Consider the following 13,566-nt stretch of genomic DNA (forward strand, 5'->3'; position numbering starts at 1 on the left):
ATTATTGTATCATAAATCATCTTCTAAAGATAGGACAAATGATTAAATGTCAGATAAATAAAGCTAGGATTTGTCTATTTTTAGGACAAATCGCTAACTAGCATTAACCTTTGATTAGAAAGTTATAGAATTTATTGACAAATATAATAAAAAGGGTGTACAATAGCAAAGTAAGTTTCGTATGATATAAGGAGGAAATGCGATGAAAAAGAAAAATTATGTTAGTAAAGCCGTGATGCTTGGCGCTTTACTAGCACCCATTGGGATGCCTACGGTATCTGTGTTAGCAGATAGCTTTTATCAAAATCAAACAAGTGCTCACGCTGCTGATATTACAAACTGGATTGCCAGCACACCTGAACAAATTACAAATAATTTGACAACTCAGAACATCAATCCACAGCAGTTAGATGGCCAACAATACGTGATTCAATGGGGAGATACCTTGTGGGGAATCTCTCAAGCAACTGGAATTTCTATTGAAAAATTAGCCTACGATAACAATATTCAGAATATTGATCTTATCTTCGCAGGTGATGTCCTCATCTTGAAACGTGATGGTGATGTCCCAGCAGGTTACCATGTGACTGGTAATGGTTACCGTTGTGCACATTCTAAGATTGTTATCAACAACTACTACGGTGATAACAACCGAGTAATTATCAATAACAGCACTTTTGTCTCTGATGACCATTCTAAGAATACAGTGATTTACGCTCCAGATAATTCTGACAATAGCGTTTCATTCTCAAATAATACGACTAACAACGACAAAGACAAAGACACTAAAGATTCTAAAGATGGCAAGGAATCATCTTCAACATCATCAGAATCTAAAGATGCTTCATCAAGCTCAACAGCAAGCAGTAGTGAAAGTAAAGCAAGCACAGAAAGTTCTAAGGAAAAAGAACTGACTGATGATGCTTTCCAAGACAAGGTTCAAAGTGAATTCAAACAAGTCTATCAACAAAACCACTCAGGTAGTCCTGCATGGACTTTCTTCTCACATGCAGATGATAAGACTGGTGTAAATGCTACAGCTAAGAAGGACACTGAAAGCACAGCTCTCTACCTTCAAGGTGAAACGCCAAAGGCTAAAGACATTGAAAACGGACCTAAAGATGGTGCTAAAACTGAAGCCAATGCTAAAGCCCTCGCTGAAAAGATTTATGACGCTCTTAACAGGGATAGTAAGATCTCAGATCTTATCAAGTCAAAATATGCTCAAATTCAGGTAAGTTATAAGGGTGATAAGTGGGCTTTCAACGTTGATGTTTACAAAGAAAAAGAAAGTTCATCATCAAGTACTGAAAAATCTTCAGAATCTAAGGCGTCATCAAGTGATGATTCTCAAACAGAAACACGCATGAGTTCAAGCTCATCAAGTGTTGAACGTTCATCATCAAGTTCTTCAAGCCACACTGAAACAGATTCAGAGGCAACTTTCTCTGACCTAACTGGTGACGAATAGAGAGGGGCAAGACATGTCAAAGAGAAATATCATTATTAGTGTTGTTCTTGCTTGTCTCTTGGTTACGGGAGCTGGATTTGGTGCTTTCTATTACTGGGGAACGCACCATTTAGATAGTGTTGTACCTGGTAAGGTTTACCAATACTCAAGTACTCTAAACGGTGAGGTCAATAATCGTGTCATGTATGTAGCCTTCCAAGAAGGTGGGAACAAGGCGCTTGTGAGTCAGGACCGTACGACAGTGGTTAATGCTGCTAAGAGCCAGACTGATTTTGACAAGGCCTATAATGACCAAACAGCTAAGTGGGAATACAGTGTGACAAAAACTACTTTGACTCTTGGTAAAAAAGAGGATGATCAATTGTCACAATGGCAGTACAACAAGGTCTTTGCTTATGGCGACCACTTCACATCAAAAGATTTCTATTACCAGATTGCCAAAGGTGGTCAGGGTGAAGTCAAACAAAAAATGACCTTCAAAGAAATTAAATAAGTATCTGAATATGACAAGATGCTTTAGGTTTGGGACAAATTGTTCCAAACCTTTTTCTATCTTCAAAACACGAATAATCTTTCCTTAAGTGGGGTCGAAAATTGAAAAGAAAGGGCAAAAACGGTATAATAAGACTGTTTGGGCAATTGCATTCTGAAAAAAACAGACGAGTAAGATTGCCCCAAGACAGTTGACTTAAAGCTTACTTTTGCAAGACTGAAGATTAAATTAAGAGCTGACTCATGTAGTAGTTTAGTTGTTAGTTTCCTAATTTATTTAAGTCTCTGACAAGAGAATGATATAAGAAAGAACGGACAGATGATTACTTCTATTGTTTTTGACGTTGACGATACTATTTATGACCAACAGGCACCTTATCGTATTGCCATGGAAAAATGTTTCCCTGACTTTGATATGAGCCACATGAATCAAGCCTACATTCGTTTCCGCCACTATTCTGACGTTGGTTTTCCACGTGTAATGGCCGGTGAGTGGACAACTGAGTATTTCCGTTTTTGGCGCTGTAAAGAGACCCTTTTGGAGTTTGGCTACCGTGAAATTGATGAAGAAACAGGTAACCATTTCCAAGAGGTTTACGAGCATGAGTTGGAGAATATCACCATGCTTGATGAGATGCGCATGACCCTTGATTTCCTCAAGGAAAAAAATGTTCCTATGGGTATTATTACCAATGGACCAACAGAGCACCAACTTAAGAAAGTCAAGAAATTGGGGCTTTATGATTATGTGGACCCTAAGCGTGTCATCGTCAGTCAGGCGACAGGTTTCCAAAAGCCTGAGAAGGAAATCTTCAACCTCGCAGCTGAGCAATTTGATATGAATCCATCGACGACGCTCTACGTTGGAGATTCTTATGACAATGATGTCATGGGTGCCTTCAATGGTGGCTGGCATTCTATGTGGTTTAACCACCGTGGACGTAGCCTCAAACCAGGTACTAAGCCAGTCTTCGACTTGGAAATCGACAATTTTGAGCAACTCTTTGGAGCGGTAAAAGTTCTTTTCGATCTTCCAAATAACAAATATATCTTTGATATCAATGATAATGAAAATCCAGTACTTCAACTAGGTATCAATAATGGTCTTATGATGGCGGCTGAACGTCTTCTTGAGAGCAATATGAGTATTGATAAAGTGGTTATCCTTCTTCGTTTGAATGCGAACCAGGAAAAAATCCTTCGTATGAAATATGGAAGATAATAGAGCGGCCTCGTATGGCCGTTTTATTGTCTAGAACGTGAGATAAGGAGTTTTAAAATGGTAGAAATCAACAACTTGAAACATGATATTGAAGCACTAAGTGCTGAACGTGATGCTTTGAGAAAAGAGGTAGAAGCACTCGAAGCCAAACGTGACGATCTCTTCGAAGGTATTAGAGATGCAGAGCAGATGAAGGGCGTTGCTTGGGATTCCTATTATGCATTAGTAGACCACCTTAATGCTGAGGAAAAGCAAAGAGGGTTTGCTAACAACTATTGGGAACATGTCCATAGAACTGCCAAAATAGACGTGGAATTTATCTTGAGTCGTGGTCTTCGTTTTAAGCGTTTATTGTCTGAAGGACAGTATGATCTTGTCTCACAGGAACTAGACGATTTTGAAAATGAACTAGAAGACTTGGCTCGAGACTTTGGTGTCGAATTAAATCGTTTGCCAGATGAACCGAGTTGGAAATAATGGAAGTGAAGCTCTTGAAGTAGTAGGCTTTAAGGGCTTTTTGAGTGCAAAAAAGCGACCCTTGTTCAGGATCGCTTGTCTTATGAAGTCAGTCGATGATTTAGCTGATCTTGTTTTGTTCATCCATATAAGATGTATCATTCCAACATTTAAGAGTGAAGTGCTCGAAATCATTGGTTTCGAGAATAGTGACAGAAGCATTGTCAAGACCTCCTGCCTTACGAAGAAGACCAGGTTCAAAACCAAGGAGTGTACGGATAGAAGCCGTTAAGTTAGCTCCGTGACCGACGATGAGGACATTTTTAGCATCACTATCTTTAAGTGTTTTAATAAATTCGGCCACACGTTTGGTTGTCTGGTAGACAGACTCAGCTTGGAAGTCATTAGCACGGAAGTTGGCTAGGTTATGACGGAAAGCATCCATTTCTTTTGGATAGATGGCCTGAACGAGTGCAATTTTTTGCCCTTCCAGTTTACCAAGTTGCCATTCACGCAGAGCTTTAGTGTAGGTAACTTTAGCTTTAGGCTTTTGAGACTCCATGATGAGTTCAGTGGTTTTTTTAGCACGTGGTAGGTCACTTGAGAAGATCAAGTCAAAATGTGTGTCACTGAGATAGTGACCTAACTCACGTACTTGTTCGATAGATTCTTTAAGCAAAGGCGAGTCTCCCTTTGCGCCTTGAAGTCGGCCTTCCAAGTTCCACTCGGTTTTACCGTGACGTACAAAATACAGTTTCATGATTACTCCTTAATATCAGCAAATTCAGCATTAACAAAATCAGCAAGATCTTGACTATTGATACGGATAGAACGCCCAATTTCCCCCGCTGAGACAATAAGGAAACCAGCTTCTTGGGCAGACTGATCGATGTAAATAGGGAAATTGTGTTTTTGGCGAATTCCCACTGGGTTGTTGGCTCCGTGAACATAGCCAGTCGTTTTTTGGAGATCCTTTTGTGGAATCATTTGAACTTTCTTGTTCCCTGAAATTTTAGCTAATTTCTTTTCAGACAGGTGCTCGGTGATAGGGACGATGCCGATGACTGGTCCTGTCTTATCTCCCTTAAGGGCGAGGGTTTTATAAATGCTCTCACGTGCCACATCTTCTGGAAGCTCTCCTTCTAAACCATTGAAGGATAAGCTATCATGGTCAATTTTAGCTTTATCAAGAATTTGGTCAACCAAGGTTTTCTTGACTTTGCCTTTCTTAGCCATTGTCATATCTCCTTTTAAAGTTATACATTTCTACCATCCATTATAACACATTCGTCCGAACACGCCTAAACCAATTTGACAAGAAGAAAACCAGTGCCTTAGACACTGGTTTTTACTGACTACTAGATGAACTTGTCGAAGTAGTCTTCTTATTTTTAGTTGGTTTTTGCTTAATCTTACCAAAGAGTTTTTCAAAGGTTTTACGTTTGTTTTTCTCTGGATTGATTTGGTTAAGATCTAGGATGTTGTCGAAACCTGGAAGGCTTCCTTGAGACGTATACTGGTGAAGGTCATAGTCGATTTCAGTGTTTGGTAAAGCCTCGTAATAACCAGAATCGGTACCGTAGGCTGGAATCCAAACAGCGTCGAAGTTTTTAGTTGAAACTTCTTGCTCGAGCATGAAATAAGCACCAATATAGAGACCAACATTTTCAGCTCCAAGTCGTTTGAGCTCAGCGAGAAAGGCTTGGACACCTTGCTCCATGTTAGACATGGTTTCCTCTTCGACGTCAATCCAGTAATAAGTCGGTTTGTATGGAGAAGCATTTTTGTAGAAAATACGAGCTTCTTCCTTCATCTCCTTGACAGAAGTACCTTGAGCGTAGGAATAGACGGCAACTGGAACGTCACGTTTTTTGAGTTCTTTAATATGTGTTTTAAAAGATTTGTCGACCCCATTCGAACTAGCGGCATTGCTATCCTTACTAATCAGTGATCCACCGAAGACGCGGACGATAGCACCAGAAATATGATTTGACAAGACATCGTAATCGATATCCTGAGGTAGTTGCCACCCTGAAAGGTCGATAATGGGATTGAGTATCAGCTCCTCGTCGGAACTGCTAGATGTACTACTGGTTGTTGTTTTTGGTGTAGTAGCATAAGGAATAGCAGATTTCACGTTTTGAAGATGCGCCTGTTGTTTGGACGTATTGTGAATATTTGCAATAACTAATGCTAATCCTAAAAGAGCTAGAACCACGTAAACAACGATCGGTTTTATTCTTTTTCTCATTACTCCCATTCTACCTTAAATAGCGCAAAAATGCAAAATAGAATGTTTATAAATTCTGTGAGAGATATTAAAGTGACTGATTTCCAAAAAGCCTTTGTAGTGCTGACTTAGGCACATTTTATGAATAAAGGTGTTTTGAGCTATCCTTGAATTAAGTGAATTTTTCATTTATTAAAGCAAGAAATTTAGCTTAAAAGTCAGTTTCCTCCTTGAAACTAGCGCCACTAGTGGCATCAGACCAGGCGACAAGAGCTTGAGCAGAGTTATCCAGATAGGTCTTGAGAGGTTGCTTCAAATCATAAATGGTTTCCCAAAATCCTAGTACCTTTCCTTCGTTGTCGATAGCAGCTTGGTAGGTTTGGATGAGGACTTGATCAAAACTGTCTGTTGGAATCTGATAACTTCTTTCTTTGGTAGGAGAGGCTAGCACTTCAGACATGATCCAATCAGGCAGATTTTCAGACTCACGGGGGAAGAAACTACCGTCAGCGCCACCATTGTCATAGAGAAAGTTTCCTTGGGCATCATAGGCTGCTAATTTATAGGGCAGGTGATTCAGTAGTGTTTTTAAATCATTCATACTTTCATCATAGCTTCTTTCATGCAAAATGGCAATGCATTGGATTGGAGACAATACTATCGTAGGATAGTATCAGTTTGTCCAAGGATAGTAGTATCTCCTGTAGCAGTATCAGGGTATAATAAAGTAAAAGAAGACTCGAGGTGAAAACATGTCAAAACTTATTTTTTTAGATGTTGATGGGACCTTGGTGGATTATCATAACCGCATTCCAGAATCAGCAATCAAGGCTATTCGTCAGGCCCGTGAAAAGGGCAATCTGGTCTATGTTTGTACTGGTCGTAGTAAGGCAGAAATGCAGCCAGAATTATGGGAAATTGGCTTGGATAGGATGATTGGTGGTAATGGCTCTTATGTAGAGCATCATGGCCAAGTCCTCATGCATGAGCTGATTTCTAAGGAAGATGCGGCTAAGATTGTGGATTGGTTGACCCAACGTCATCTAGCTTTTTATCTTGAGAGTAATAACGGTCTCTTTGCCAGTCCTGATTTTCGGGAGCGGGCACGTGAGACGCTTAAGACTTACGCTATTCAAAAGGGGCAATCTGTAGCGTCTGTTGAGGGGAAAGAACCAGAAGATTTTCTTCATGGCCTTCAGTATGGTAGAGAACTCTACCGTGATGACCTAAACAAGGTCAGTTTCGTTTTAGAATCCTATCAGGACCATTTAGATTCAAAAGAAGCTTTTCCACAGCTTGAAGCCCATACTTGGGGAGGTCGAGGTGAAACAGCCTTGTTTGGTGATCTAGGTGTTAAGGATATTAACAAGGCCAATGCCATCGATGTCCTTTTGGAACATTTGGGGGCTGAGCGTTCGGAGACCATTGCTTTTGGTGATGCCAAGATTGATATCCCTATGTTGGAATACTGTGAGATTGGTGTTGCCATGGGAAATGGTGGTCCAGAAATCTTGGCTATGGCAGACCTAGTCACAGACGATGTTGAAGCTGATGGCTTGTACAAAGCTTTTGATAAATTGGGCTTGTTGCAATAGAAAAAACTGAGTTCCTTTTTGGAGCCCAGTTTGTATTTTATGCTGGTTTACGACCGATAAATTTTTTCAAGAGATATAAGAGATAGCCAACAGCGATATACCCAGCACTGATGACCAGGACGTTTACCAAGACCTTGTTCCAACCAAATTTATTAACATTGATAAAGAAGTAGGCGAAGGGGCTATCTTTGGCACCTGGAATTGGGAGTTTTAGCACCAAGCCATTTAGAAGGGCAAAGGCAAAGTAAGACAGAGGGACCACGGACCAGTAAATTGGCTCACGTAGACGGTAGGCTTTCTTAGCATCGAAAATAAGGGTATCAAGCACCAACCCCCAAGGGACAATATAGTGGACCAAGAAGTTGCGGAGGGTCCAGAATTTCTCAGGTTCCGTAATAGGTGCCAAGAGGATATGATAGATGACTCCAGTGATGAGGATGGCCATGGTTACGCCACCCTTGTAGCGGAGGAGTTTGGTGTTAGTTGTAGCATCTCCTTTTTTGAAGTCATAGATGATAAAGAAAATCAAACTAGAAAAGACGAGGATATTGGACAAAACGGTGTAATAGAGTAGCATGCCCCAACCATCATCATGGATTTGGATAGAGACTCCTACCAGTCCACAAAGAGCTAGTAAAATACGGTAAAATCGTGAAATAGTCATAAGCTTCCTTTTCCTAATAAATAATCTCTCTTATCATATCACATTTTTCACTAACAATTTTTTGAAAATTCTAGTAAAATCAAAGTAAGAAAGACTTCAAGGAGATTACTATGTCCAATCTAATCGATTATCTTGAAAAGGTAAAGGAACTTACCTTTGATCAAGAGCCTCTAAATATCTTGGATAAGGTTTGCATCAATGAGATTGGCTACCTGACTTATGAAAAATGGCTCTCAGCAAGTGATTTGAAGGAAACCATCAATTTACATGACTATGCTGAAGGGAAGGACTTAAATCTAGACTACAGCTTCATGGTGACTAAGGAACGGGTAGATTTGGCTGAAGCCATGGTCAGGTCTAGGCGTTTCGCTGGACTTAATCTAAGTGACTACTGTAGTGTCTTGGACAAGGAAGTCGAAAAACAGTTTGCGGCTATGATTTTCAGTCTGCCTGAATTGGACTACCAGCAGATTGTCTTTCGTGGTACCGATGATAGCGTCATTGGTTGGAAGGAGGATTTTCAGTTGACCTACAGTCGGGAAATTCCTGCGCATCGCTCAGCCATGGCCTTTCTGGAGAAGCACTTGCCAAACCTCAGTGGCCATATCGCTGTTTCCGGACACTCCAAGGGTGGCAATCTTGCCCTCTATTCGGCTGTTCAGAGTTCGACTGTCTTGCGTGAGCAAATAGCAGAGCTCTTGCTTCTTGATTCTCCGGGCTTGATGAAGCCCCTCTTAGAGAAGCCTTCTTACCAAGAGTTGAAAGCCAGGATGACAGTTATTAGACCTCAAGATTCTGTTGTGGGGGTTATGCTCTATTGGGATAGGCCTGCCCAGCTAGTCGCAGCAGAAGGCATTGGATTTGCTCAACATAACGCCTTGACTTGGGAGGTTGATTTAGTGGCAAATGATTTTGTTTATGAGGACCAGCCAACAGAGTTGAGTCAACGTTTGGAAGAAACCTTCCAAGAGTGGATTGAGACCTTGCCAAATCAAGAACTCAAGCAGGTCTGTGATTTATTCTTTGATACCATTCTTGATTCTGGAATTGAGAGTCTAGACGATATTAGTATCAAAACTCTCCCTAAGATAGGTCAGTTGTTGCAAGAATTTGGCAACCTTACTGACCAACAAAAAAAGGTTCTTCAAGATGGTTTCAACCAATTACTCTCGATATTTTGGAAGTCAGGGGACAAGAAATCTAGCCTGCCCAAGCTAGAACTTCCTGATTTTATCAAGAAGTTGGGTGAATTGACAAATAACGATTAGGGGCAGCTGGACTATAGGAGTGGAGGATATCATGCCTAAAAACGTACTTATTACAGGAGCAACATCAGGAATTGGCGAAGCAACGGCGCGTGCCTTTGCTAAAGAGGGAGAAAATCTCATCCTAACAGGTCGCCGTGTGGAGCGTCTTCAAGCCTTGAAAGAAGAGCTCCAAGCAACCTATCCAGACCAAAAAGTTTGGACTTTTGCACTGGATGTTACCGATATGGACATGGTCAAGGATGTTTGCCAAGCCATTCTCAAAAGTGTGGGGCAAGTCCATGTTTTGGTCAATAATGCAGGCCTGGCACTAGGCCTAACAGCCTATCAAGACTATGAAGAGTGGGATCTGCTGACCATGCTCGACACCAATGTCAAGGGCTTAATGATGGTGACACGTCAGATTTTGCCAAGCATGGTAGCTGCCAATGAGGGCCATATCATCAATATGGGCTCTACAGCAGGCATCTATGCTTATGCAGGTGCAGCTGTGTATTCAGCTACAAAGGCCGCAGTGAAAACTTTCAGCGATGGTTTGCGTATTGATACCATTGCCACAGATATCAAGGTGACAACCATTCAGCCCGGTATCGTTGAGACCGACTTTTCACAAGTTCGCTTTCACGGTGACAAGGACAAGGCAGCCAAGGTCTATCAAGGTTTGGAAGCCCTCCAAGCCCAAGATATTGCGGATGCTGTCCTCTATGTCACCAAGCAACCACGACGCGTCCAGGTTTCAGACATGACCATCATGGCTAACCAACAAGCCACAGGGTTTACGATTCATAGGGGGGATAAACAGATGATAAAAACATGACCTTCGGGCCGTGTTTTTTTGTTTGAATTTTCCCAAAACTATGAAAGAAACCGTGAAAATGCTATAATGTAAGGGATTACGACAGTGTTGAAAGGATAAGTCATGCCACCTGTTACTCCAGAACTTGAGATAGAACGTCAATTAATCGAGCAATTAACCTCTGGTGAGAGCCAGTGGACCTATCGCCCAGATTTAAAAAACGAAGGTCAATTATGGGACAACTTTTTTGAGAAGTTAGCGCAAAATAATGTTGCCCTACTTGCTGACCATCCCTTGACTGAGCAGGAGAAGCGCCAAATCAAGAACCAGCTTGACTTCATTAACTATTATGAAGCTGCTAAGTGGTTGGCGGGTGAAAATGGTATTGCTAAAGTCGAGGTACAGCGTGAAGATGCTAGCCTTGGGACTATCCGACTTTCTGTCATCTGGCGTGATAATATTGCTGCTGGAAAATCCAGTTACGAAGTAGTCAATCAAGTAGAACGTGACAAGGCTTATCCACAAGATCAGGACCGTCGATTAGATACAACTCTGATGATTAATGGCCTTCCTCTTATCCACATCGAGCTCAAGAGTCCTCGTGTGGCCTTTTTGGATGCCTTTCATCAAATCAAAAAGTATGACCGTGAAGGAAAGTTACGTGGCATCTATTCTGCCCTTCAGATGTTTGTTGTGACTAATAAGGTGGATACACGTTATATCGCAGCTGCACGAGAGGATAAACTCAATAAACAATTCTTGACATCTTGGGTGGATAAAGATAATAAACCCATGACCAGTCTCATGGACTTTGCCCATGAGGTCCTGTCTATTCCACGTGCCCATCAGATGGTGATGCAGTACTCCGTTATTGATGATAGTAAAAAAGCCCTCATCCTCTTACGTCCCTATCAAATTCATGCCATCGAGTCTGTTCAAGATGCCTCTCGCCGACAGGAATCAGGATATATCTGGCATACCACAGGTTCTGGTAAGACCCTAACCTCCTACAAGGTGGCTCGCAACCTCTTGCAGATTCCAGCCATTCAGAAGACGATTTTCGTCGTGGACCGTAGGGATCTTGACCAGCAGACGACATCATCTTTTCTTTCTTACGCTGCTAATGATGTCATCGATATCGATGAAACGGACAATACCCATGACTTGGTCAAGCGTTTGGCAGGAAATGATAAGCGTGTGATTGTGACGACTATCCAGAAAATCACAACCATGATGCGCAAGTTTGGGGAAGGTAAATACCAAAAGGATTCGGAAAAAATCAAGGACCTCCGTGTAGCTTTCGTTGTGGATGAATGTCACCGTGCGGTCACGCCTCAGACGCAAAAAGATATCAAGGGCTTTTTCCACAATTCGCTCTGGTATGGCTTTACAGGCACACCGATTTTCAAGGAAAATAAACGCAAGCAATTAGGCGATTTGGCACAAACCACCCACCAACAATATGGGGAACGCCTACACGAGTATACGGTCAAAGAAGCCATCCATGACGGGGCTGTTCTTGGTTTTAAGGTGGATTATCGAAATACCATTATTTCGCCGATTCCTGAAAAAGACCTTCCTGACTCTGTTTATGAAGATAAAGAGCACATGCTAGAAGTCTTGGATGCTATCCTAAACAAAAGTTATCAACAGTTGGGCTTTCCAAATGGTGTGGGCAAGACCTACGAGGCTATCTTAACGGTTAAGTCCATTCCACAAGCTCAGGCTTATTACAATCTGCTCAAGAGTATCAAGGCAGGACAGGAACGTGTCAAGGTGTCAGAGCGAGCTAAGCGCGTGCTACCCGACTTTCCAAAGATGACGGTCACTTACTCAGTGTCGGAAAATGAAGAAGAGTCTATCGACTACCAAGACCACATGAAACAGGTCATGGACGACTACAATCAGGAGTTCGGTACCCATTTTACTATGGCTGATTTGCGTGGCTTTAACACGGATATCAATAATCGTTTAGCCAGAAAGTTAGATAAATACATTCCTCGCAATGAGCAGTTGGATTTGGTCATCGTCGTTGACCGTCTTTTGACCGGTTTTGATGCCCCCTGTCTATCAACTCTCTTTATCGACCGTAAGCCCATGCGTCCACAGGATTTGATTCAAGCCTTTAGTCGCACCAACCGCATCTTTGACAGCAAAAAGCGCTATGGCCATATCATCACCTTCCAAAGACCAGAAGCCTTTAAAGAGGCTGTGGATAACGCCCTTAGACTCTACTCAAACGGTGGTGAAAATGATGTTACTGCCCCAGACTGGGCAGAAGAAAAAGCCAATTTCATCCAAGCCTGGATAGACTTCCAAGTAAAAGTGGAAGATGTGGAAAACTATGTCATCACGATTGAGCAGGCCACTAGCCCACAACTCCGTCGCATTGCCAAGGCTTATCAAACTTTTGACAAGTATCTGGCGTCTATCCGTGTCTATAGTGAATACGATGAAGCGGCTATCTATGCGGAAACAGGACTATCAGATGAAAAGCTCGAAACCTATCTAGGAATCTATCAAAATATCCTAGCAGAGCTCAAAAGCAGAGCAGAAGACGATGGTGATGATAATCTCTTTGATATCCACTACGAACTGGAATCCGTCCAAGTCGATGAGATTAACTATGCTTACATCCTGACACTGATTCAAAGTATGATTCAGCAGGAAGAGGATAGTCCACAGGCCCTCAGTGACAGGGATATCGAAACGGTTGATAACTACATCCAGAGCCTGGAACGCACCAATCCTAAACTAGCCGAAATCATCCAAAACCTGTGGAAAGAAGTCCAAGCCAATCCTAAAGATTACCAAGGACAATCTATCACTGGTGTCTTAGACACTATGATTGAAGCCATTATTGACGACCATCTCAAACGCTTTGCTAGAAAATGGTATGTCGGACTCGATGAACTTCGTTACTATGTCCAACACTATCGCAAGGGTGCTAAGAAGCAATCTGGAGAAAGCCAGCTCACCAAGAGCCAACGCTACAAAGACTACAAAGCAGAAACAGCTGATGCCCTCAACCCGCTCAGCTACAAAAAACACATCAAAGAAGCCTACACCAAACTCATCGAAGAGGTCATTGAACCATTGAGAGTGGGGAGGTAGGAGGAGGAAATATTATGGAAACAATCAACACAATTTTAGGTATTATTGCTTCAATTTTTGCAATAATTTCAACTATTATTTCTATAAAAAATTATAATGAAATTAAGGTTATTAAAAATAACCAAATAGAAAATAGAATGTATGTTAATGGAAACGAAAATAATCAAGTTATTGGAAATCAAAATAGCATTAAATAAAAGTAGGTATATTTGCTGTATCTTCTACACATCTCCGAGAACACGAGACGCTACGATATCTCGT

14 protein-coding genes are annotated in these 13,566 nt (G+C 41.6%); 9 read left to right on the forward strand and 5 right to left on the reverse strand.

The window, feature by feature from the left end; genetic code table 11:
* Positions 1–202 precede the first annotated feature (202 nt).
* From H7T98_RS08935 to H7T98_RS08950, 4 genes are all read left to right on the forward strand, one after another.
* Positions 203–1,471 carry a LysM peptidoglycan-binding domain-containing protein gene (locus H7T98_RS08935; RefSeq protein WP_201061693.1) on the forward strand — a complete coding sequence of 423 codons (1,269 nt, stop codon included), beginning with the start codon at positions 203–205 and terminating at the stop codon, positions 1,469–1,471.
* A 13-nt stretch (positions 1,472–1,484) separates the two neighbouring features.
* Positions 1,485–1,964: a hypothetical protein gene (locus tag H7T98_RS08940; protein ID WP_002885961.1), complete on the forward strand. Its 480-nt coding sequence runs from the start codon at positions 1,485–1,487 to the stop codon at positions 1,962–1,964.
* A 318-nt stretch (positions 1,965–2,282) separates the two neighbouring features.
* Positions 2,283–3,185 carry an HAD family hydrolase gene (locus tag H7T98_RS08945; RefSeq protein WP_037600396.1) on the forward strand — a complete coding sequence of 301 codons (903 nt, stop codon included), beginning with the start codon at positions 2,283–2,285 and terminating at the stop codon, positions 3,183–3,185.
* Positions 3,186–3,242: 57 nt separating this feature from the next.
* Positions 3,243–3,662 carry a hypothetical protein gene (locus tag H7T98_RS08950; RefSeq protein WP_110980988.1) on the forward strand — a complete coding sequence of 140 codons (420 nt, stop codon included), beginning with the start codon at positions 3,243–3,245 and terminating at the stop codon, positions 3,660–3,662.
* Positions 3,663–3,762: 100 nt separating this feature from the next.
* Here H7T98_RS08950 and H7T98_RS08955 read toward each other — a convergent pair whose 3' ends face one another.
* The 4 genes from H7T98_RS08955 to H7T98_RS08970 all read right to left on the reverse strand — a co-directional run bounded on the left by H7T98_RS08955 (position 3,763) and on the right by H7T98_RS08970 (position 6,472).
* Positions 3,763–4,401, reverse strand: coding sequence for a histidine phosphatase family protein (locus H7T98_RS08955; RefSeq protein WP_049545946.1), 639 nt, complete (start codon positions 4,399–4,401; stop codon positions 3,763–3,765).
* Between the two features lie 2 nt (positions 4,402–4,403).
* Entirely contained in the window at positions 4,404–4,877 is a 474-nt protein-coding gene (locus H7T98_RS08960; RefSeq protein WP_139723923.1) for an aminoacyl-tRNA deacylase, read from the reverse strand.
* Positions 4,878–4,989: 112 nt separating this feature from the next.
* Entirely contained in the window at positions 4,990–5,892 is a 903-nt protein-coding gene (locus H7T98_RS08965) for a glycoside hydrolase family 25 protein (protein WP_037600402.1), read from the reverse strand.
* Positions 5,893–6,082: 190 nt separating this feature from the next.
* Positions 6,083–6,472: a hypothetical protein gene (locus H7T98_RS08970; protein WP_021144402.1), complete on the reverse strand. Its 390-nt coding sequence runs from the start codon at positions 6,470–6,472 to the stop codon at positions 6,083–6,085.
* Between the two features lie 151 nt (positions 6,473–6,623).
* Between H7T98_RS08970 and H7T98_RS08975 the strand changes: the two genes are divergently transcribed.
* Entirely contained in the window at positions 6,624–7,466 is an 843-nt protein-coding gene (locus H7T98_RS08975) for a Cof-type HAD-IIB family hydrolase (RefSeq protein WP_037603860.1), read from the forward strand.
* 37 nt (positions 7,467–7,503) lie between these two features.
* On the opposite strand, the gene H7T98_RS08980 is transcribed toward H7T98_RS08975, so the two are convergent.
* Positions 7,504–8,130, reverse strand: a complete 627-nt coding sequence (locus H7T98_RS08980) for a Pr6Pr family membrane protein (RefSeq protein ID WP_002890606.1) — start codon at positions 8,128–8,130, stop codon at positions 7,504–7,506.
* Between the two features lie 110 nt (positions 8,131–8,240).
* Between H7T98_RS08980 and H7T98_RS08985 the strand changes: the two genes are divergently transcribed.
* The 4 genes from H7T98_RS08985 to H7T98_RS09000 all read left to right on the forward strand — a co-directional run bounded on the left by H7T98_RS08985 (position 8,241) and on the right by H7T98_RS09000 (position 13,502).
* On the forward strand, positions 8,241–9,398 hold the full coding sequence (locus tag H7T98_RS08985) for an Mbeg1-like protein (RefSeq protein ID WP_175061735.1): 1,158 nt from the start codon (positions 8,241–8,243) through the stop codon (positions 9,396–9,398).
* Between the two features lie 31 nt (positions 9,399–9,429).
* Complete coding sequence (locus tag H7T98_RS08990; RefSeq protein ID WP_175061736.1) at positions 9,430–10,212, forward strand: SDR family NAD(P)-dependent oxidoreductase; 783 nt, start codon at positions 9,430–9,432, stop codon at positions 10,210–10,212.
* 102 nt (positions 10,213–10,314) lie between these two features.
* A complete protein-coding gene (locus H7T98_RS08995) occupies positions 10,315–13,305 on the forward strand; it encodes a type I restriction endonuclease subunit R (protein WP_201061695.1) in 2,991 nt (996 codons plus the stop codon).
* A 14-nt stretch (positions 13,306–13,319) separates the two neighbouring features.
* Complete coding sequence (locus H7T98_RS09000) at positions 13,320–13,502, forward strand: hypothetical protein (protein WP_037603851.1); 183 nt, start codon at positions 13,320–13,322, stop codon at positions 13,500–13,502.
* Positions 13,503–13,566: the final 64 nt, after the last annotated feature.

Origin of the sequence: Streptococcus sp. 23.2, from assembly GCF_016648665.1 — a bacterium.
Taxonomy (GTDB): domain Bacteria; phylum Bacillota; class Bacilli; order Lactobacillales; family Streptococcaceae; genus Streptococcus; species Streptococcus salivarius_E.